This window comes from Halomonas sp., assembly GCF_033549285.1.
Taxonomy (GTDB): domain Bacteria; phylum Pseudomonadota; class Gammaproteobacteria; order Pseudomonadales; family Halomonadaceae; genus Halomonas.
In genome coordinates this window covers 1-21,377 of sequence record NZ_JAWSUJ010000006.1, presented here as the reverse complement: position 1 = coordinate 21,377, position 21,377 = coordinate 1, and the positions used below count along the sequence as shown (strand labels likewise).

The 21,377-nt window shown below is 67.2% G+C and carries 18 protein-coding genes; 2 read left to right on the top strand and 16 right to left on the bottom strand.

Annotated features, from left to right (window positions below; genetic code table 11):
* Positions 1 to 8 precede the first annotated feature (8 nt).
* The 16 genes from SCI24_RS02520 to SCI24_RS02445 all read right to left on the bottom strand — a co-directional run bounded on the left by SCI24_RS02520 (position 9) and on the right by SCI24_RS02445 (position 16,404).
* Positions 9 to 560, bottom strand: coding sequence for a BREX protein BrxB domain-containing protein (locus SCI24_RS02520; RefSeq protein WP_318723832.1), 552 nt, complete (start codon positions 558 to 560; stop codon positions 9 to 11).
* On the bottom strand, positions 547 to 1,371 hold the full coding sequence (locus SCI24_RS02515; RefSeq protein ID WP_318723831.1) for a hypothetical protein: 825 nt from the start codon (positions 1,369 to 1,371) through the stop codon (positions 547 to 549). Before SCI24_RS02515 ends, SCI24_RS02520 begins: the two co-directional genes overlap by 14 nt.
* A complete protein-coding gene (gene mads1 / locus SCI24_RS02510) occupies positions 1,364 to 1,558 on the bottom strand; it encodes a methylation-associated defense system helix-turn-helix domain-containing protein MAD1 (protein ID WP_318723830.1) in 195 nt (64 codons plus the stop codon). The genes SCI24_RS02515 and mads1 overlap by 8 nt, the downstream gene beginning before the upstream one ends.
* A gap of 112 nt (positions 1,559 to 1,670) precedes the next feature.
* Positions 1,671 to 1,886, bottom strand: a complete 216-nt coding sequence (locus SCI24_RS02505) for a hypothetical protein (protein ID WP_318723829.1) — start codon at positions 1,884 to 1,886, stop codon at positions 1,671 to 1,673.
* A complete protein-coding gene (iadA, locus tag SCI24_RS02500) occupies positions 1,864 to 3,039 on the bottom strand; it encodes a beta-aspartyl-peptidase (protein WP_318723828.1) in 1,176 nt (391 codons plus the stop codon). Before iadA ends, SCI24_RS02505 begins: the two co-directional genes overlap by 23 nt.
* Positions 3,036 to 5,672, bottom strand: a complete 2,637-nt coding sequence (gene cphA / locus SCI24_RS02495; RefSeq protein ID WP_318723827.1) for a cyanophycin synthetase — start codon at positions 5,670 to 5,672, stop codon at positions 3,036 to 3,038. Before cphA ends, iadA begins: the two co-directional genes overlap by 4 nt.
* Entirely contained in the window at positions 5,669 to 6,517 is an 849-nt protein-coding gene (locus tag SCI24_RS02490) for a cyanophycinase (protein ID WP_318723826.1), read from the bottom strand. The genes cphA and SCI24_RS02490 overlap by 4 nt, the downstream gene beginning before the upstream one ends.
* 232 nt (positions 6,518 to 6,749) lie before the next feature.
* Entirely contained in the window at positions 6,750 to 7,043 is a 294-nt protein-coding gene (locus SCI24_RS02485) for a hypothetical protein (protein WP_318723825.1), read from the bottom strand.
* 96 nt (positions 7,044 to 7,139) lie between these two features.
* A complete protein-coding gene (locus tag SCI24_RS02480) occupies positions 7,140 to 7,709 on the bottom strand; it encodes a cytochrome c oxidase subunit 3 family protein (protein ID WP_318723824.1) in 570 nt (189 codons plus the stop codon).
* A complete protein-coding gene (locus SCI24_RS02475) occupies positions 7,706 to 8,146 on the bottom strand; it encodes a hypothetical protein (protein ID WP_318723823.1) in 441 nt (146 codons plus the stop codon). The genes SCI24_RS02480 and SCI24_RS02475 overlap by 4 nt, the downstream gene beginning before the upstream one ends.
* Positions 8,147 to 8,324: 178 nt before the next feature.
* Positions 8,325 to 9,677 carry a nitrate/nitrite transporter gene (locus tag SCI24_RS02470; protein ID WP_318723822.1) on the bottom strand — a complete coding sequence of 451 codons (1,353 nt, stop codon included), beginning with the start codon at positions 9,675 to 9,677 and terminating at the stop codon, positions 8,325 to 8,327.
* 241 nt (positions 9,678 to 9,918) lie between these two features.
* A complete protein-coding gene (locus SCI24_RS02465; RefSeq protein WP_318723821.1) occupies positions 9,919 to 11,421 on the bottom strand; it encodes an MFS transporter in 1,503 nt (500 codons plus the stop codon).
* 6 nt (positions 11,422 to 11,427) lie between these two features.
* Positions 11,428 to 11,904: a universal stress protein gene (locus SCI24_RS02460; RefSeq protein WP_318723820.1), complete on the bottom strand. Its 477-nt coding sequence runs from the start codon at positions 11,902 to 11,904 to the stop codon at positions 11,428 to 11,430.
* 63 nt (positions 11,905 to 11,967) lie between these two features.
* The gene (locus tag SCI24_RS02455) at positions 11,968 to 13,560 is read right to left on the bottom strand and encodes an antiporter (protein WP_318723819.1); all 1,593 of its coding nucleotides are present in this window, start codon (positions 13,558 to 13,560) and stop codon (positions 11,968 to 11,970) included.
* Between the two features lie 268 nt (positions 13,561 to 13,828).
* Positions 13,829 to 14,494, bottom strand: a complete 666-nt coding sequence (narL, locus tag SCI24_RS02450; protein ID WP_318723818.1) for a two-component system response regulator NarL — start codon at positions 14,492 to 14,494, stop codon at positions 13,829 to 13,831.
* Positions 14,495 to 14,499: 5 nt separating this feature from the next.
* The gene (locus SCI24_RS02445) at positions 14,500 to 16,404 is read right to left on the bottom strand and encodes a type IV pili methyl-accepting chemotaxis transducer N-terminal domain-containing protein (RefSeq protein WP_318723817.1); all 1,905 of its coding nucleotides are present in this window, start codon (positions 16,402 to 16,404) and stop codon (positions 14,500 to 14,502) included.
* Between the two features lie 162 nt (positions 16,405 to 16,566).
* Between SCI24_RS02445 and SCI24_RS02440 the strand changes: the two genes are divergently transcribed.
* Positions 16,567 to 17,895 carry an MFS transporter gene (locus SCI24_RS02440; RefSeq protein WP_318723816.1) on the top strand — a complete coding sequence of 443 codons (1,329 nt, stop codon included), beginning with the start codon at positions 16,567 to 16,569 and terminating at the stop codon, positions 17,893 to 17,895.
* A 260-nt stretch (positions 17,896 to 18,155) separates the two neighbouring features.
* The coding region (locus SCI24_RS02435; protein ID WP_318723815.1) for a nitrate reductase subunit alpha at positions 18,156 to 21,377 on the top strand (3,222 nt) is incomplete at its 3' end.

Sequence of the window (21,377 nt, the reverse complement as noted above, 5' to 3'; positions counted from 1 at the left end):
GCTGCGGCTCAGCGGGCCCCGTCGGCGGTGATGGGCGTGGCCAGGTAGTTCCAGCCATCGTAGCCGTCCAGCAGCCGGTAGTTGTTGTTCTCGAAGCTGCCCGGGAACAGTACGGCCAGGCGTCCACTGACGTGGGGGGCTAGGCGGTCGACAACCTCCTTGACCTTGAGCAGGCCGAACAGGCTGCCTACGCCGTAGAGCGTGACGACGTGGTTGTCGCCAGCCCCCTGGGTGGACAGCTCGGCAGTGAAGCGGGCCTCCAGCCAGTCCAGGTAGCGATGTATCACCGTAGCCAGCTTGGCGGGCGATCTGAAGTACCCTTTGGCATATTTCTGCTCGGCCATCCACAGGGCGAAGGTGTCGGTGAGGTTGAAAGTCATCCACTCATGGCCGTTCTGATGGGTCACCAGCTCGAACTCACCCAGGTTGGCGCGCAGGCGTAGCTCCTCGGTTTCTGGGTAGACACAGAAGACTACCCGCTGGGCGGCCGCGGCGTCGTCGCGCCAGGGCAGGGCGATGAAGCGGCCGTAGGAGTCGATCAGGCGCTTAACCTTGCTCATGGAAGATCTCCTGCTGGGAGGCAGTGGCGGGTACATCAGTCTTCAAGACTTGGTTGACCAGCGGGGCCAGGGCAGGGAAGTCGATATCGATCACGTTGTCGACCCGGCGCATCACCATCCAGCCCTTGGCCGAGGCCTGGGCTGCCAGTTCCAGCAGGCGGTCCTGGCTGGCGTCCAGCAGCTTGCACCATGGGCTCTGCAACAACAGCTCGCCGCGGCCGCCCTGCAGCCAGGCAAGGTAGAGGGCATAGGCGACGGCGCCTGTCGCAGGTTCGAGATGCACCCGCACCTTCTTTATACGGCCAAGCAGGTAGCCGACCTGCGCCAGGCTGCTGTTGATGTTCTGGGCGACGGACTTACGTGTCGCTGGACTGAAGCGCCCTGACCAGTGCCGCTCGATGGCTTCCTCAACCGATTCGCGGGTTATCGATGTGCCCAGCGGCTTGGCGAGAATGGTGGGGGCGAGGTCCCTGAGCAGAGAGTCACGGGCAGACGCCGCCAGCAGAGCGAGCTGGGGGCGTGCGGCCTCATCTCGCGACCAGAAGTAGCGCAGTCCGGCGTGGATAGGGTTGGCAGGGTCGAGCCCATAGAGGTCGGCCAGGTGACGGGCCGTCAACTGGCGTGTACGGCCGGAGCGTTTGGCCAAACAATTGGCATCGCGGATGGCGGCCTGGTACTCAGCTTTGCCGGCCTCTTCAGCGACATGGTCGAACAGGGTGTTCAATTCGCTGAGCATGAGGGTCCGGGCCGTGTGGGTGCTGCCCTGCTGAGTCATGAAGCCTAGGCGCTTGAGGGTGGTTTGGTCACGCATCGGACTTGCTGCCCTCGCTGGCACCGCCGTTGCGGACCCAGTCATCCACCTCGTCGCGCTTGAACTTCCACAGTCGCCCGATGCGGTGGGCTGGCATCGCCCGCTCGGAGATCCAGCGATAGACGGTGTCGCGCTTCACGCCAAGGTACTCGCCGATCTCATCGACGGAGAGCCAACGGTCTTCCATGGTGGGTGGTCCCGGCTATAAAATTAAACCCATTTCAAGCGAGTCTAGCCGAGTTTGGTCGATTAACGAACCGTTGGAGCCGATCTTGTTCTTGAAAGGTGTGCGGCAGATCTCAGGCAAAGCGTGTGATCAGGTAGCCGTCGGCAATCAGCGCCAGCGTCAGGATCACCAGGCTCATGACGGCGCCGCGCAGGTTGAGGTAGACCATCAGCAGCCGGTGGGCCTTGAAGCCGGTGGCGAGCAGCACTAGGGAGTTGAGCCCACCCATCAGCGGGTTGAGGTGTCGCTGCGAGGCGCCCGCGGCGCTATGGCGAGTCGTCCCTGGCATGGACTCGCTTCCCTGCCACGAAGGTCTGCTGCGGCTGGAGGTCGCCATCGAGCAGGGTCACGTCGGCATCGAAACCTGCGGCCAGGCGGCCCTTCTGGCCATCGAGCCCGAGCACCCGCGCCACGTTTGTCGAGATCAGGCCCAGGGCCTGATCGAGGGGCAGCACCTCCTCGCGCACCAGGCGCTGCCAGTCCGCAATCAGGGTGTGGTTGCCCGCCACCCGCATGCCGATGAAGTGGCCCTGGGCATCGAACTCGGGCAGGCTGCCGTTGCAGTCGGAGCTCATGGTGATGCGCTCGACGGCAACGCCGCGCGCGAGCAGCCGCGATACCGCACCGAAGCCGCTCAGGTCATCCTCGTCGGCGTCATCGAAGGCGGTCACATCCACGTTGGCGTTGAAGGTCAGCGCATAGTCGGCGGCCTCCTCGAGCAGGGCGCGGTGGCGGTTGACGTGGGTGGGGATCACCTGCTCGGCGGGAATCTCGGTCTCCGCGAGCAGCCGGCGCAGCGGTTCGAGCCCCCGCTGTCCGTCGCCGACATGGAAGTGACAGATGCCGCGCTTGCCGGCCAGCATGGCACCGACGCGTACCTCGCTGACCAGCCGCGCGATCTCGTCCTGTCGCGGCTGGCTCGAACGGTGGTCCGAGATCGCCAGCTCGCCCAGGCCGATGACCTCGGGGATCCAGGCCAGGTCGCGCTGCAGGTCGCCGGTCAGGGTCGGGGGTGGCACGCGATACGACCCCGTGTACATGTAGGCCGCGATACCTTCGGCCCTGAGCCCGCGGACCTTGGCCAGCAGGTCCGCCGGGGAACGGCTGATGCCGTCGGTGCCCAGCACCCCTACCACGGTGCCGATGCCCATGGCGGCGATCTCCCTGGCGGTGATCTCCGGGCAGCGAGTGCCGCAGCCGCCTTCGCCGCCCCCACCGGTCACATGCACGTGCTGGTCGATGAAGGCGGGAACGGCGGTGAGGTCGCGAGCCTCCACCAGGCGCACGGGCCACCCTTCCGGCACGGCGAGATCACGCCCCAGGGCCGCGATTCGGCCGTCGGCGATCAGGATCTCGGTCGCCTCGAGCGGTTGTGGCGCGAAGATGCGACCCACGCGCAGCAGGGTCAGCAGGGGGGCGTCCCGCTCAACGAGGGGCATCATGGTGACTCACCGGTGGGGTCAGTCGCCGCCGGCGGCGAGAAACGGCGGCCCTTCAGGCGCTCGATGGCGCCCTCGACATCGTCGATCAGCAGCACCAGCAGGTCACCTTCGCAGGCCTCGTCGAAGGCCCGATCGACGGCCTGGGTTTCATCCATGATGACCTCCACCCGGCAGGCTCCCGGCACTGATTCGGCGCCGTCGCGCAGCAGGCCGGCGGCTTCTCCGACGGCACGACCGCGGGCATCGGTCTCGTAGATGAAGACGACGTCGTGCATCCGGGCGAGCAAGGTGCCCAGCGTGAACAGGTCCTCGTCACGGCGATTCCCCGGAGCGCTGGCCACACTGATGCGTCGCCGGGCCGGAATGCAGCCGACCAGTTCGCTCAAGGCCTCCAGCGCCGGCACGTTGTGCCCGTAGTCGATCAGCACCTTCATGCCGTTGGCGTCGATGAGGTTGGTGCGGCCGGGGTTCTGTCCGGGGGTGGGATGGAAGGTCTGCAGGCCCATCTGGATATCGGCGATGGAGAGCCCCAGGGCATAGGCGGCCGCGCTGGCGGCCAGGGCATTGGCGACATTGAAATGGGCATGGCCCTCGAAGGTGATCGGCACGTCCACGACCGGTATCACCTCGGCTTCGACCTGGCCCTGGCGCATCACGATGCGTTCGTTGTGGACGGTAAAGGCGACACCCTGGTCGCGGACATGCCGACGGACGGGGCGTGAGTCGGGGTCCAGCGTGAAGAAGATGATATCGCCCCGGGCCCACTCCTGGCCGGCCAGCACTCTTGGGTCGTCGGCATTGAGCACGGCCGTCCCACCCTGGCGCACGGCATCGATGACCACGGTCTTGCAGCGCGCCAACTCGTCGAGGGTGTGGATATCATGCTCCCCCAGGTGATCGCTGGCGATGTTGAGCAATACGCCTACGTCGCACTCGTCGAACCCCAGGCCACGTCGCATGATGCCGCCGCGGGCGACCTCGAGCACGGCGTATTCGACCGTAGGCTCGCGCAGCACGATGGCGGCCGCCTGGGGGCCGCTGTAGTCACCGCGCAGGATGACATGGTTGTCGACCTCGATGGCGCCGGTACAGGCCATGCCGACGTTGCGGCCCGCCTGGCGCAGCAGGTGAGAGAGCAGTCGCACCGTGGTGGTCTTGCCGTTGGTGCCGGTGACCGCCGCGACGGGGATGCGTCCCGTGTCCTCGCTGTCGGGGAACAGCATGTCGATCACCGGGCGGCCGACATCGCGGCCCTCCCCGTGGGTGGGCGACAGATGCATGCGAAAGCCGGGCCCGGCGTTGACCTCGACCACGGCAGCGGACTGCTCCTCCAGGGGGCGGGTGAGGGTCTCGGCCAGCAGGTCGATGCCGATGATGTCCAGCCCCACCAGCCGCGCGATGCGCTCCGCCACGTAACGCACTTCCGGATGGACATCGTCGGTCACGTCCGTGGCCGTCCCCCCCGTGCTGAGGTTCGCCGTGGGCTTGAGGAAGACCATCTCGCCGGCCGGGATGACGCTCTGCAGGGTCAGGTCCTGCTGGCCGATCAGCCGCAGCGACTGTTCGTCCAGCTGGATCTGGGTCAGCAGGTTCTCGTGACCGATGCCGCGACGCGGGTCCCGGTTCTCCCTGTCGACCAGGGCCTGCAGGGTGGCGACCCCGTCGCCGACCACATGCGCCGGGCGGCGCCGGGCCGCGGCCACGAGCTTGTTGTCGATGACCAGCAGGCGATGGTCCTCGCCCCGGATGTACTGCTCGACGATCACCGAGGGGTTGCGATGGGCGGCGATGTCGAAGGCATCACGCAGCGACGGGTCGTCCTCGATGTTGGTACTCACGCCGCGGCCATGGTTGCCGATGACCGGCTTCACCGCGACGGGATAGCCAATGTCACGGACGGCGTCGAGCGCCTCATCGAAGGAGCCGCACACCCGCCCCTGGGGTACCGGAATGCCGGCATCGCCGAGCACCTGCTTGGTCCACTCCTTGTCGTCGGCGATGCCGTAGCCGATCAGGTCCGTGTGGCCGGTCACCGTCGCCTGGATGCGCTGCTGCCGATGGCCCTGGCCGAACTGGATGTAGCTGTTCTCCTCGCTCAGGCGGCTATGGGGTATGCCACGCTGGTTGGCGGCGTCGACGATGGCGGCCGTGGAGGGCCCCAGCATGTGGGCGTCGCGCACCTGCTTGAGGCGGTCGATGATCGCCGGCATGTCGATCGCCTCGCCGACGAACAGTCGCTCGACGAGGTCGACGGCCTCGATCCCGGCGGCCAGGCCACACACCTCGTCACGGTAGCGGTAGACGACGTTGTAGATGCCGGGCTCGTAGCTGTCGACGGTCTTGCCGTAGCCCACCGAAAAGCCGATCAGGTTCTGCAGCTCGATCGCCACATGCTCGACGACATGGCCGGCCCAGGTGCCACGCTCCAGCCGCTCCAGGAAACCGCCGGGCCGGCCGACCGAGCAGCGGTGCTCCTGCAGGGTCGGCAGCAGGGCGGTAATCCGCTCGACGATACCGGGGACGGTATCGCTCGGCTTCTCCTCGAGTTCGCCGATGTCCAGGCGCAAGAAGATCGCCGGGTAGCGGCTGTAGTAGTTCGGGCCGCGCAGTGCCCGGTGCTCGAGAATGTTCATCGGCGCTCCGCGAGAATGGTGCCGAGGTCGTGGGGGACGAGATAGCGCCTCGCCTCGACGTCGAACCCGTGGCCGCTGACCATCGCATGGAGGATCATGTGCTCGACGGCCACCGGTGCGCCCATGGAGAGGTCGGCGATGTTCGAGCTCGCCAGGTCCCGGCTGTCGATGAGGATGACATGGCCCGGCCCGATGGCCTCGAGGATGCCGTGGGGGTGGATGATCACGCCGGCATCCTCGCCCAGGCCCACCCCGAGGTATTCCGGGTTGCTTGCCCCGACCTCCATCAGTCGCGTGAAGCGCCCGCGCTCGAGGAAGTGGCTGTCGATGATGAGGCCATCGACCAGCCCCAGGCCGAAGGTCATGTTGACGGCACCCTTGCGCAGGGCATCGGCGGCGGCGCCGTTGTAGATCATGGTGCCCGGCATGGCCGCCGCACCGGCACTGGTCCCGGCCACCACTGCGCCGTCCTCGAGGCGTTCGCGGATGGCACTCAGCACCGGGGATCCCCCCAGCACATTGGTCAGGCGCAGCTGATCACCGCCGGTAAAGAAGATGACGCCGCTCTGCTCGATCAGGCGAACGGTGTCATCCTCGGCCGCCTGCTGGCGGTCGCGGATCCCCAGCAGATGGACGCGGCTGGCGCCCAGGCGAGAGAAGGCCGCCTCGTAGTCGGGCAGCACCTCGTCGGGAATGCCGCTCGCGGTGGCGATGACGGCGACCTCGTCATGGCCCTCGGGGGCCAGGGCAAAGACCTGTCTCAGGATCTCGAGATCGGAGGTCCTGTCCTCGGCGCCGCCGATGGCCACGATGCGGCCGGGTGCCACGGGGTGTTGGGAAGCCATAACCTGTTCGTCGCCGAGCGACGCTCTTGAGCCAACGCAGTAGCCACGTTCGCGTGAATCACTTGCCGGATGGCAGGATGCTTGCTGCCTGCACTTTCACTTATAACAGGCATCCCGGCGTGGGGCACGTTCTCGCTGGTCGGCAGTCACGGCAAGCGGCGACGCCATCCCGCGGCCTGCGAGGAACCGCCAGGGGGGATACTCGCGTTCGAACCGCGGCAGGGCGTCGGCGTCAGCCGGTCAGCCGTGCCGCCAGGTAGCCGCCGGCGATCAGCGCCAGCGTCAGCACCACCAGACCCACGAAGGTGCCCTTCCAGGCCGGCGTGGCGGCGCGCAGGTTGAGGTAGACCATCAGCAGCCGCTGGGCCTTGAAGCCGGTGGCGGCGACCACCAGGCCCGCCGACCACAGCGGCAGCGCCTGCCAGCTCTCCTGGTCCAGCCGCGCCGAGACCATCGAGAGCAGCGTCAGGGCCATCAGCGTGGCCCAGGTGATGAGCAGGCGGCGAGATCCGGGAAGCATGGTCATGGTCACCTCGGGAGGGAGCCCTCAGCTTGATGGAGAACCCTCAGCTTGATGGAGAGCCCTCAGCTTGATGGAGAGTCTTCAGTGCAACAAGAGCCTTCAGCGCAATAGATAGAGCAGCGGGTAGAGCAGGATCCAGATCAGGTCGACCATGTGCCAGAAGGCGGCGGCGGTCTCCACGTTCTCGGTGGAGGTGCGCCAGGTCACCAGCGCCAGCAGCGCCAGGCCGAACAGCACATGGGCGAAGTGGAAGGCGGTGAGCCCGTAGTAGAAGCCGAAGAAGGCGTTGGTCTCCGGGGTGATGCCGGCGGAGAACTTGCTGGCATACTCGATCCCCTTGATCACGCCGAACAGCACCCCCAGCGCCATGGCGGCGCCCAGCCACTGGCGGGCCCGGCGGATCCGTCCGGCGCTCACGGCCTCCACGGCCAGGGCCACGCAGAGCCCGCTGGTCAGCAGCACCAGGGTGTTGAGGCCGCCCATCAGCGGGTCGAGCTCCTGCTGGGAGGCGTCGAAGAGCGCCGTCGCCGCCACCCGTTCCGCGGCATAGAGGGCGAAGAAGGCGCTGAAGACCAGCATCTCGCTGAGGATCAGCACCCACATCAGCGGGTTGCCGGGCAGCGCCGAGAGCGGCCCCCAGCCGGGGTTGGGAAGCGCCCGCTCCTTCATCCGTCCGCCAGGGTCACCCGGGCGCCGCCGAAGGCCAGGCTGCGCGGGTTGGCCACCGGCTGGTTGGAGGTCAGGCGGCTGATGCCCACGCCACAGCGCGCCACCATCCAGATCAGGCAGGCGGTGAAGTAGATGTAGCCCAGTGCCCAGGGCGCCACGGCAGGGGCACCCACCAGCCCCAGCAGCTGCCAGGCGGCGACGAAGAGCCCGCCCCCCAGCATGCCCAGCCAGAAGGTACGGATCTGGAACTGCAGGTGGCTCTGCACCCAGGGCTCGGCACGACGGCGCTTGAGGTGGGCGACCAGCACGCCGATGGGCGCGGTGACCACGGCGAGCACGCTGCCCAGGAAGAGCATGTAGACGACGATGGCCGTGCCGCGGCCGCGGGCGGCCTTCTCGGGGTTGACGGAATCGTCGTGGGCCAGGGTGTGGGACATGGGGACACCTCGTATCCGGCAGTCGGCCGGGGCCCGCATTGGGCTTCCGGCCAATTGATGTATTTCAGATACCACTATAGCGCGAGGCGCGGCGGATTTTCCTGGCCTGGATCAAGACACCCGGCCGAAAACGGGAATGCCACCCGCAGGTGGCATTCTCGCCGTCCGGTTCAGGGTGTCACTCCTCGGCCTGCCGTGACCGCCGGCGCTCGGCATACTGCTCGGCGGGGCCCTGGATCTCCGGCAGGTAGCGATAGCGCTCCTCGCCGAGTTCGGGAAGGCGCTGGCGCTCCATGCGGCGGATGGCACCGTGCATCCAGGCCAGGGAGATCGCCACCAGCACGAAGAGCACCATGTAGGAACTGGTCCAGATGCCGGTGATATCGAGTACGGCACCGAACAGGATCGGCAGGAAGAAGCCGCCCAGGCCGCCGATCATGCCGACCAGGCCCCCTACCGACCCGACGTTCTCCGGATAGTAGACCGGGATATGCTTGTAGACGGCGGCCTTGCCCAGCGACATGAAGAAGCCCAGCAGCACGGTGAGGATCACCACGGCCCACAGCGGCAGGGTCATGGAGAAGGTGATCTCGCCCTCCTTGCCCTGGATGACGTAGCTGGTCTCGGGATAGGCGAGCAGGAACAGGCACGCCAGCGAGGCGATGAAGGTCAGGTACATGATCGACCGGGCGCCGTAGCGGTCCGACATCCACCCGCCGAGGGCGCGAAAGACGCTGGCCGGCAGGGTGTAGAGGGCCGCCAGGGAGCCGGCCACGGCGATGCTGACATCGTAGGCCCCGACGTAGTAGCGCGGCAGGTAGGAGGCCAGGGCGACGAAGGCGCCGAACACGAAGAAGTAGTAGAGGGCGAAGCGCCACACCTGCAGGTGCTTGAGCGGCTCCAGCTGATCCCGGGCGGAGGTCCCCTTGCCGCCCTGGCCGCGCCGCGAGCGGGTCAGCGGGTCCTCCTTGGAAAAGACCCAGAATCCCACGGCGACCACCGTCAGCACGATGGCGTAGACCACCGCGGTCTGCTCCCAGCCCAGCGCCACCAGCAGGAAGGGGGCGGCGAAGTTGGTCACCGCCGCCCCGGCGTTGCCGGCGCCGAAGATGCCCAGCGCCGTGCCCTGCTTCTCCTTCTCGAACCAGTAGGAGGTGTAGGCGATGCCGACGATGAAGGAGCCCCCGGCCAGGCCCACCCCGAGCGCCGCGACCAGGAACATGGCGTAGGACTCGACATAGGAGAGCATGAAGACGCAGGCCGCGGTGATCAGCATCAGCAGGCTGAAGACGCGGCGGCCGCCGAACTGCTCGGTCCAGATGCCCAGGAAGATGCGGCTGATGGAGCCGGTCAGGATCGGCGTGGCGACCAGGATGCCGAACTGGGTCTCGCTGAGGCCCAGGTCCTGCTGGATCTGCACACCGATGATGGAAAAGATCGTCCACACCGCGAAGCAGGTGGTGAATGCCAGGGTGCTGAGTCCCAGGGCCCGGTACTGCTGGGGCCGGGTTACCCCCTCGAGATGTTTCATGTCGTGCCTCCCTCGCTTGGCCTTGCATGAATGGTCGCCTTACAGACTGTCAGTCCTGGCGACGTCGAGGTTGATGTGCATCAAGAACTGTCGTCGCTACCTCCTGATATCCCGACCCCTAACCCATTGGGGGTAGCCCCCGGGGTATCGCTCCCTGCCGCGTCGCCAGTGCCGAGTGGTGCGACGTCTCAAGACGCAGCGACCCGGGCGGCCGTCCTGCCGCCCGGGTCGGGTGTGGGCCTCAGCGGGCGGCCTGGCTGGCCTTGAGCGCCGCCTGCTCCTCGATCATGCGATCCACCGAGGAGACGTGATACTCCTCGTCGAAGGCACCCTCGGGCTCCTTCAGCCAGATGAGGCAGATCAGCCAGCTGAGGAAGGCCCCGGTGGCAATGATGTAGAAGAACTGGGTCGGCGTGACGAAGGTGAAGATGGTCAGGTAGACCACCGCCCCCACGTTGCCGTAGGCGCCGGCCATGCCGGAGATCTGGCCGGTGATGCGGCGCTTGATCGACGGGATGATGCCGAAGGTGGCGCCCTCCGCCCCCTGCACGAAGAAGGAGGTGAAGATGGTGATGGCGATGGCCACGATCAGCGGCCAGCTGGCGTTGAGCATGGCCATCAGCACGAAGCCGATGCCGATGCCGAACATGTAGCTGAGCATCACGAAGCGGCGGTTGCCCATGCGGTCGGATACCAGCCCGCCCATGGGACGCGCCACCAGGTTGACGAAGGCGAAGGAGGCCGCGATCAGGCCGGCGGTGGCCGCGTTCAGCCCCCAGGTCTCCTCGAAGAACATCGGCAGCATGGAGACCACCGCCAGCTCGGCGCCGAAGTTGGCGAAGTAGGTGCTGTTCAGCGCCGCGACGCTGCTGAAGGGATACTTGTCGTCCTCGGGGACCCCCTGCTTGAGGATCGGCACGTTGACGCGCAGGATCTGCACGATCTGGTAGATGACCACCGCCACGATCGCCAGGTAGGCGATGACGGCGCCGGTGGTGGAGAGATACCCCATGTTCTGGATGCGCCACACCAGGATTCCCAGTACGCCGACCAGCGGAATGGTCCAGAGGATCAGCTTGATCATGTCGGCCCAGCTGCTGACTTCCATGGCGGCGGCCTTGCGCGGCTTGCGGTGGGCCTTGGCATCCGGGCCATCGGTGATGGCGAACCAGTAGTAGACGCCGTAGGCGGCCATCACGATGGCGCTCTGGGCGATGGCCCAGCGCCAGCCGTCGGCGCCCCCGTACATGGTGATGGCGATGGTCGGCAGCGACATGGCGGCGGCCGCGGAGCCGAAGTTCCCCCAGCCGGCATAGAAGCCCTCGGCGAAACCGATGTCCCTGGGCTTGAACCACAGGGCGGTCATGTGGATACCGACCACGAAGCTGGCGCCGATGGAGCTGAGCACCAGTCGCGAGACCAGCAGCTGGGTCATGGTATCGCCGAAGGCGAACACCAGGGCCGGGACCGACATGGTGACCATCAGCACCGAGAACACCCGCCGCGGGCCGAAACGATCCAGGGCCATGCCGACGATGATGCGGGCCGGGATGGTCAGGGCCACGTTGCAGATGGCGAACAGCTTGAGGTCGTCCGGGCTCAGCCAGTCGACGCTCTTGAGCATGCTCGAGGCGAGCGGCGCCATGTTGAACCAGACGTAGAAGGTGATGAAGAAGGCGATCCAGGTGAGATGCAGGGCCCGGATCTCGGGGCTCTTCACCTTGAAGACGGAGGAGACTTTCATGGTCGTTTATTCCTGTGCTGCCGAATCCCCGGTGGGGAGAATCAGCAGGGGACACTCGGCCCGGCGGGTCAGGAAGGAGCTGACGCTGCCGAAGGTCATGTAGTCGAATTCATCGAAGATGGCATTCAGCGACTTGGCGATGAAGCTGGGATCGGGCTGGTGGCTGTGACGGGCAATCACCAGCAGGTCGGGTTTCTCCTTGTGCGTGGCCTGGAGCAGCAGCTTGCGGGCATCGCCTTCGGCGATCAGGAGCTCCGCGTCGAAGCCCCCTTTCACCGCGATCTCGACGCCCTCCTGCAGCTGCGCCTTGAGCTCCCGATACTCCTCCTGGAAGAGGTCCTCGTTGGCATCCGTGCTGTCACGCGGATTCTCGGCGACCCCGACCAGCACCAGGGTGGGCGCATTGTGGTGGAACATCTGCATGGTCTGCTCCAGGGCCAGCCTGGCATTCCGCGAACCATCGTAGGCAAGCATGATCTTCATGGCGGATCTCGATATCTCGGGTAGGGGCGCCCGGGGCCTCCCGGGCGCTACCGGCTTGATGGATCAGGGATTCTTCACGTAGGCGTTCTTGCGCAGGTAGAACCACCAGTTGACGACCAGGCAGAGCGCGTAGAAGACCGCGAAGCCGTACATGGCCATCTCCGGGGTGCCGGCCTTGATCTGCTCGCCCATCACCCGCGGGGCGATGAAGGCGCCGTAGGCCGCCACGGCGGAGGTCCAGCCCAGCACCGGGCCCTTCTGCTGCAGGTCGAAGATGAAGCCGATGCTGCGGAAGGTGGAGCCGTTGCCGATGCCGCTGGCGGCGAACAGTACGATGAACAGCAGCAGGAACATCCAGAAGTACTGGTTGGGGTCGGTGGCGTTGTAGGCCAGCATCATCACGTAGCCCACGGCCGCGGAGGCCAGGACCATCACCACGGAGATCGCCTGGGTGACGATGGCGCCGCCCACCTTGTCGGAGATCCAGCCGCCCACCGGGCGGATCAGGGCGCCCACGAAGGGCCCCATCCAGGCCCAGGTGAGGGCGCTGGGGGCATCGGGATTGGCGATGCGAGAGACGCTGCCGTCGGCGGCCACCTCCATCATGTTGCCGAAGATGACGCTGATGGAGAGCGGCAGGGCCGCGGAGAAGCCGATGAAGGAGCCGAAGGTGGCGATGTAGAGCACCGTCATCGCCCAGGTATGCTTGTTGGAGAAGATCGCGAACTGCTTCTGGATGTTCGGCTTGATGTCACCCGGGATCAGGCGCAGCAGGAACAGGGTCAGCACGATGGTCAGCGGCAGGGCGATCCACATGTTGAGCCAGCCCAGCGCCACCACGCCGATGATCGAGGTCAGGATGCCCACCGCATAGAGGCCCAGGATCTTGCCGAAGGCCTGCAGGGGAGAGCCGGGGTTGGGCGTGATGGCGCGGATATTGTTCATGCCGAACCAGCCGGCGAAGGCCAGCGGGATCAAAAAGACCAGCCAGATGAAGCCCGCGTTCTGGATCCAGGTGTCGGTGCCCGCCTCGATGCGACCGATCAGGGTGCCGCTGGCCTTCTGCAGTTCCATGGCATCGCCGCCCAGGGCGCCGAAGAGGCCCACGGTCATCACCAGCGGGATCAGGATCTGCATGGTGGTGACGCCGAAATTGCCGAGGCCGGCGTTCATGCCCAGGGCGTAGCCCTGCTGCTTCTTTGGGAAGAAGCTGGAGATGTTGCTCATCGAGTTGGCGAAGTTGCCGCCGCCGATGCCCGAGAGCAGCGCCAGGGCCTGGAACATCCAGAAGGGCGTGCCCGGGTTCATCAGCGCGATGCCGGTTCCCAGGGCGGGCACCATCAGCAGGGCGGTGGTCAGGAAGATGGTATTGCGGCCGCCGGCGATGCGGATCATGAAGGAGGCGGGGATGCGCAGGGTGGCGCCGGCGAGGCCGGCAATGGCGGTCAGGGTGAACAGCTGGTCCACCGTGAACGGGAAGCCCAGGTTGCGCATCTGGGTGGTGATCATGCCCCACATCAGCCAGACGGCGAAGCCCATCAGCAGGCTGGGAATGGAGATCCAGAGGTTGCGGTTGGCAACCTTCTTGCCCTCCTTCTCCCAGAACTCCTCGTTCTCGACATCCCAGTGCTCGATGTCGGCATTCTTTCTGGTCATGGCATTTCCCCTCAGAGCGCTTGCGTGGGGCCCCGGCCCGCGGTCACGGTTGACCGATATCAAGGCGCGGGGCTTTGCCGCGAAAGATACGCCTCGTGGGGAAGCGGCGAAACGGGGGGAAAATGCCGGGAAATCCGCAGGGTACCTCCAGGGAGGTAGGAGGTATCCAGCGTCAGGTCATTGATCTATAGAGGATTTGGCTTGTCGGGCGGGGTGGTGGAAGCGGCGGCGGAAGCCCCGGGAGTCTTTGGAGGTATCCACACAGGATCTACTTGTCCACACCCTCCTGGACGGCCCACACCGCGGCCTCCACCCGCGAACGCAGGTTGAGCTTCTTGAGCAGGTGCTTGACGTGCACCTTCACCGTGCCCTCGGTGATGTCGAGCTTGCGGGCGATCAGCTTGTTGGAGAGGCCGGCGGCCAGCTCGCGCAGGATCTCGCGCTCGCGCTGGGTCAGGCTGTGGATATCCGGGGCCGCCGGCTGGTTGCGCTGGCTGCGCAGCGCCTCGGCCAGCAGGGCGGTGAGGCTCTCGCTGATCACCATGCGCCCCAGGGCCGCCTGACGCAGCTGGCGCACCATCTCGTCGGGGTCCATGTCCTTGAGCAGGTAGCCGTCGGCGCCGCTGCGCAGGGCGGCGACCACGTCCTCCTCGTGGTCCGAGACGGTGAACATCACGATGCGCCCGGCATAGCCCTGCTCGCGCAGCGCCTTCAGGGTGGCGATGCCGTCCATGCCGGGCATGTTGAGGTCGAGCAGGATCATGTCGGGGTCGAGTTCGCCGGCGAGCCGTAGCCCGACCTCCGGTTCGCCTGCCTCGCCGGCCAGGTCCAGGTCGTCTTCCAGCTCGAGCAGCTGCGCCACGCCGCGGCGCAGCAGTGGATGATCGTCGATGAGCAGGATCGTGGCAGGGGTGTCGTGATCGGTCCGGGTCATCCTGGCTAGTCCCTGTGTCCGTGTTGAAGGGCGGTGGTCTCGGGCGCGCTGGCCGGCTGCTGGGCGATCAGTCGCGCGGTCTGGGGGGAGAAGGCGAGCTCGACCAGGGTGCCGCCGGCCTGGCGGTTGCGTACGTCGAACTCGCCGCCCAGGGTATCGGCACGGTCGCGCATGATCACCAGCCCGTAGTGCATCGGCGGCGAGCCGTCCGCCGGCAGGCCGATGCCGTCGTCCTCGACCATGACATGCAGCCGGGCCTGCTGGAAGCGCACCGTGACCGCCGCCCAGTGGGCCCGGGCATGCTTGTGGATGTTGGCCAGCGCCTCGCGGACCACCTGCAGCACATGGATCTCCTCGTTGGGGTTGAGCAGGTGCGGCGGCACGTCGAAGAACAGCTCGACCTTGAAGCCCAGTCGCTCGGCGAACTCCTCGGTGGTCTGGCGCATGGCGCTCTGCAGGCCGGGGCCCTCGAGCTTGAGGCGGAAGGTGGTGAGCAGCTCGCGCAGCTGGCGATAGGCGCTGTCGAGCCCGGTGCGCAGCTCGCCGAAGACCGCCGTCTGGGCCTCGCGGGGCATCTCCCTGGCCTGCATGCGCTCGAGCCTGGCGACCTGCATCTTGAGGTAGGAGAGCGACTGGGCCAGGGAGTCGTGGAGCTCCCGAGCGATGATGGTGCGCTCGTTCATCAGCGTCACCTGCTGCTGCTCCTCGATGCGCCGCTGCAGGTAGACCGCCGTGGCCAGCTGGTCGGTCAGGGCATTGAGCAGCCGGCGGGTGCTGTCGGTGAGCTCGCGTCCCTCGGGATACCAGACCTCCAGGGTGCCGAGCAGGGTCGCCCCGACGCTCACCGGCAGCAGCAGGCACTCCGCCTCGCCGTCCTCTGAGAGCTCCAGGGGCTCCGGGTCGAGCAGGCAGGCGTGGCAGTCGTGGTCGCGACAGTAGGTCGGGCGGCTGCGCGAATGGGTAGCGAGGATCGGCACCTCGCGGTCGTCGAAGGGGTCGTGCAGCGAGAGCCGGATAGGGCCGATTTCCAGCAGCTCCTCGATGCGGCGCAGCATCGGGGCGGCGCTGGTGCAGAGGTCGTTGCCGCCGCCATAGAGGGCCCGGCTGCCGTCGTGGAGTACCTGCATGACCCGGTTGCTGCGCTCGAGCTCCTGCTTCTTGCGCGAGACGCGCGCCTCCAGGTCGGCGTAGCTGGCGGCGAGCTCGCCGGACATGGTATCCAGGGTCCGCCCCAGCAGGGCCAGCTCGTCGCTGCCCTTGAGCCGGGTGCGATAGTGGAAGTTGCGGCGGCCGGCCTCCCGGGCGAGGACCACCAGCTGGTGCAGCGGCGCCACCAGGTTGTGGCGGATGTCGTAGAGGGCGATCGCCACCACCACGGCGGTCAGCGCCAGGAAGAGGATCTGCAGCACGCTGAGCAGCTGAATCTTGGCCTCGCTGTTCTGCTCCAGCCGGGTGACCAGCTGGTCGATGTCACCCACCAGGCCGTCCAGGGTCTGGCGCAGCGCCTCGACCTCGAGCCCGCCGCCGGCAATGGCGCGGGTCACCTGGGGCGCCAGCGCCTCGTCCCAGCGCGCCTGCAGCAGCCGGTACTGCTCCCGCAGGGGGTGATCCTCGGCATCGGGCAGGGCCTGGGTCAGCCGGGGGCTCGCCAGGCGCTCCCGGAAGCGCTCGGCCAGTGCCTGCACCCGTTCGCGCTGCGCCGCCTCGGGCTGGCGTTCATAGCGCTGCAGGGCCGCGACGATCTGGTAGGTGTTCATGCGCAGCGAGCCGGCCACGTTGATGGCGGCGGCGTCGCCACGGCTGCCGTTGGCCACCACCATGGTCACCACGATGCTGATCAATGCCAGGGCGCTGATCGCCAGCAGCGAGGCGACGATGCGGGCCACCAGGGAGCGTTGCAGCAGTTTCATCGGCGGGATCGCCCTCCGCATGTGGCGCTGGAGTAGGGATTCAGGATGCCACTATACCCTAGTGGGTAGTGGTTGCTCCCTCAAAGGTGTACCTCCCTTGCCCTTTTGACCCTGTCCCCGGGGCTCCCGAGAATTCAGCCATACCTCTCGAGCCCCGGCGCCATGTCCCGCGACCCCGATGCCCTCAAGAACGAGCCCCGCGATGCGCCGGTCGATGGCGAATCGGCGCCCCCGGGCTATCGCTCGCTGGTGGTGGTCGTGCTCTCGCCACTGGCCTTTGCCCTGGTCTTCGCCTGCTGGACCCTGTTCGCCGTGCTCGGCGTGGAGCTTCGCCGGGACCTGGCCCTGGGGGGCGTCGGCTTCGCGGTGCTGCTGGCCATGCCGATGCTTGCCGGAGCCATTGCCAGCCTGCCCATGGCGCTGTTGGCCCGTCGCCTCGGCGGGCGCCGGGTGATGCTCGGCTGCCTGCTGCTGACCTGCCCCTTCCTGTGGTGGGTCAGCCAGGCGCATCACTACCTGGAGTTCCTGCTGGCCGGTCTGGGGCTGGGCCTGGGCGCCGGCGCACTGGCCGCCGGCCTGGTCTATGTGGCGGAACTCGGCCCGCCGCGGCATGCCGGCCTGGCGCTGGGCCTCTACGGGGCCGGCATGGTGGGGGCGGGGCTGAGCTACCTGCTGCTGCCGCTGGTCAGCCAGGCCTATGGCTGGCGCATGGCGCCGCTGCTCTACCTGATGCCGGTGCTGCTGGTGGCGGCGCTGCTGTGGCTGTTCGCCGATGACGGCGACGCGCCCGCGCCCGTCGGCGAGACGGAGGAGGACGAGGCGCCGCCGGCTCGAGCCTCGCCGCGGACGAGAGCCGTTCGCCTGGTCTCACGCCTCGCCGACTGGCAGCTGTGGCGGCTGGCGATCACCTACAGCTTCTTCTTCGGCGCCTTCGTGGCCCTGGCGCTGTGGCTGCCCGGCCACCTGGCGGCGCGCTACGGCCTCTCGCTGCAGGCCGCGGCGCTCTGGGCCTTGCCCTTCACGCTCGCCGTCGGGGCGGGCCAGGTGATCGGTGGTGCGCTGGCCGACTGGCGCGACTTCCGCAGCCTGCGCTGGTGGGTCAGCGCCTTCGTGCTGGTCTGTCTCTTCCTGCTCTCCTACCCCCCCTTCTCGATGCGCATCGAGGGCATGCATGGCGAACTGACGCTGCACTATGCGGCCCCGCTATGGGGCTTCGTGGGGCTGCTGGTGGCCATGGGCGTTGCCATGGGCATGGGGCAGGGCAGCCTGATGCGGCTGATCCACCGCGATCATGGCGGCGACATGGCCCTGGTGAGCGGGCTGGCGCTGACCCTGGGCGGACTCTTTGCCGCCCTGCTGCCGCCTGTCTTCGTGCTGGGCGGCGAGTGGCTGGGGGTGCGGACCGCAGGCTTCATGTTCCTCTATGCCGCCCTGGTGGCGTGCATGCTGGTGATGCTGGCCGACCATGCGAGAGGAGCCTGTCGGACTTGACGCTGATCTACTCACGATCGGTCAAATCCGACAGGCTCCTGGGCCCCCGCCATGCGTGCGAGATCGAAGGCCTAACCCTTCCCTCACCGGCGTCTATCCCCTTGGAGGTAGGGGGCATGTATATGGAGGTAACCGGGCAGTATTCCGCCTGCCAATCCCCCAGAATTCCCCCCATGGAAGCTGCCTGAGCCCTGCGAGGGAGCGGCAGTCCGAGTGGCCCGGGGTGGCCACGCATCTTTTCAGGAGCCTGGAGAGCGACCATGAGTCACTTCATCGATCGGCTGAACTTCTTCCGCAAGGCCCGCGAGCCCTTCGCCAACGAGCATGGCGAGGTCCGTCAGGAGTCCCGCGAGTGGGAGAACGGCTACCGGCAGCGCTGGCAGCATGACAAGGTGGTGCGGTCCACCCACGGGGTGAACTGCACCGGGTCGTGCAGCTGGAAGATCTACGTCAAGAACGGCCTGGTCACCTGGGAGACCCAGCAGACCGACTACCCGCGCACCCGGCCCGACCTGCCCAACCACGAGCCGCGGGGCTGCCCGCGTGGCGCCAGCTACTCCTGGTACATGTACAGCGCCAACCGCCTCAAGCACCCGCTGATCAGAAAGCCGCTGCTCAAGCTGTGGCGCGAGGCGCTCGAGGCGAAGCGCGACCCGGTGGACGCCTGGGCCTCCATCGTCGAGGACCCGGCCCGGGCCAAGCAGTACAAGCGCGCCCGCGGCATGGGCGGCTTCGTGCGCGCCGACTGGAACGAGCTCAACGAGCTGATCGCCGCCTCCAACGTCTACACCGCCAAGCAGTTCGGCCCGGACCGCATCATCGGCTTCTCGCCGATTCCCGCCATGTCCATGGTCAGCTACGCCGCAGGCAGCCGCTACCTGTCGCTGATCGGCGGCGTCTGCATGAGCTTCTATGACTGGTACTGCGACCTGCCGCCGGCCTCGCCGATGACCTGGGGCGAGCAGACCGACGTGCCCGAGTCCGCCGACTGGTACAACTCCGGCTACATCATCGCCTGGGGCTCCAACGTCCCGCAGACCCGTACCCCCGATGCCCACTTCTTCACCGAGGTGCGCTACAAGGGCACCAAGACCGTTTCGGTCACCCCGGACTATGCCGAGGTCTCCAAGCTCACCGACGAGTGGCTCTCCGCCAAGCAGGGCACCGATGCCGCCCTGGCCATGGCCATGGGGCACGTCATCCTCAAGGAGTTCCACCTCGACAAGCCCAGCGCCTACTTCACCGACTACGTGCGCCGCTACAGCGACATGCCCTTCCTGGTCGAGCTCGAGGCCCGCGAGGACGGCAGCTATGCGCCGGGCCGCCAGATGCGCGCCAGCGACTTCGAGGCGAGCCTGGACCAGGGCAACAACCCGGAGTGGAAGACCGTCGCCTGGGACGAGACCCGCGACCAGCTGGTGGTGCCGCGAGGCTCCATCGGCTTCCGCTGGGGCGAGACCGGCGACGAGGTGGGCAAGTGGAACCTCGAGCCGCTGGATGCCGCGGGTACCGAGATCAAGCCGCTGCTGACCCTGGCCGAGCAGCATGACGAGGTCGCCAAGGTCGCCTTCCCCTACTTCGGCGGGATCGCCCACGAGCACTTCGACCACGTCAAGAGCGGCGGCGCCAGCGACGAGCTGCTGTTCCACAGCCTGCCCGCCAAGCGCCTGAAGAGGGCCGACGGCTCGGACGTGCTGGCGGTGACCGTGTTCGACCTGATGTGCGCCAACTACGGCATCGACCGCGGGTTTGGTAAAGAGGGCGAGGACGACGGCGCCACCTCCTATGACCAGGTCAAGCCCTACACCCCGGCCTGGCAGGAGAAGATCACCGGCGTGCCCGCCGAGCAGGCCACCCGCATCGCCCGCGAGTTCGCCGACAACGCCCACAAGACCCAGGGGCGCAGCATGATCATCGTCGGTGCCGGCATGAACCACTGGTACCACATGGACATGAACTACCGCGGCCTGATCAACATGCTGGTCATGTGCGGCTGCATCGGGCAGAGCGGCGGCGGCTGGTCCCACTACGTGGGCCAGGAGAAGCTGCGCCCGCAGACCGGCTGGACCCCGCTGGCCTTCGGCCTCGACTGGCAGCGCCCGCCGCGCCACATGAACTCCACCTCCTTCTTCTACAACCACTCCTCCCAGTGGCGCTACGAGAAGCTGGAGATCAAGGAGATCCTCTCGCCGCTGGCCAGGGCCGAGGACTATCCCGGCAGCCTGATCGACTTCAACGTGCGTTCCGAGCGCATGGGCTGGCTGCCCTCCGCGCCCCAGCTCGGCACCAATCCGCTGCGCCTGGTTGATGCCGCCAAGGCCGCGGGCCTCTCCACCGCCGACTATGCCGTGGACCAGCTGAAGAGCGGCAAGCTCGCCTTCGCCGCGGAGGACCCGGACAACCCCCAGAACTTCCCGCGCAACATGTTCATCTGGCGCTCCAACCTGCTGGGCAGCTCCGGCAAGGGCCACGAGTACATGCTCAAGTACCTGCTGGGCACCCGCCACGGCATCCAGGGCAAGGACCTGGGCGAGGCCGGCGGCCAGAAGCCCGAGGAGGTCAAGTGGCATGACGAGGCGCCCGAGGGCAAGCTCGACCTGCTGGTGACCCTGGACTTCCGCATGTCCACCACCTGCCTCTACTCGGACATCGTGCTGCCGACGGCGACCTGGTACGAGAAGGACGACCTCAACACCTCCGACATGCACCCCTTCATCCACCCGCTCACCGCGGCGACGGACCCGGCCTGGGAGTCGCGCAGCGACTGGGACATCTACAAGGGCATCGCCAAGGCCTTCTCGAAGGTCTGCGTGGGGCACCTGGGCGAGGAGACCGACCTGGTCACCCTGCCGCACCAGCACGACTCCCCCGCCGAGCTGGCCCAGGTCGAGGTCAGGGACTGGAAGAAGGGCGAGTGCGAGCCGATCCCCGGCAAGACCATGCCGGCGCTGATCGAGGTCAAGCGCAACTACCCCGAGACCTATGAGCGCTTCACCTCCATCGGCCCGCTGCTCGAGAGCATCGGCAACGGCGGCAAGGGGATCAGCTGGAACACCGAGAAGGAGGTGGACCTGCTCGGCAAGCTCAACCACCGCAAGCTCGACGGGCCCCACAAGGGGCGCCCGCAGATCGACAGCGCCGTGGACGCCGCCGAGATGATCCTGACCCTGGCGCCGGAGACCAACGGCCAGGTGGCGGTGAAGGCCTGGGGCGCGCTCTCCAAGATCACCGGGCGGGACCATACCCACCTGGCGCATCCCAAGGAGGAGGAGAAGATCCGCTTCCGCGACATCGTCGCCCAGCCGCGCAAGATCATCTCCAGCCCGACCTGGTCCGGCCTCGAGGACGAGCACGTCTCCTACAACGCCGGCTACACCAACGTCCACGAGCTGATCCCGTGGCGCACCGTCAGCGGTCGCCAGCAGTTCTATCAGGACCACCCCTGGATGCGCGCCTTCGGCGAGAGCCTGCTGGTCTACCGT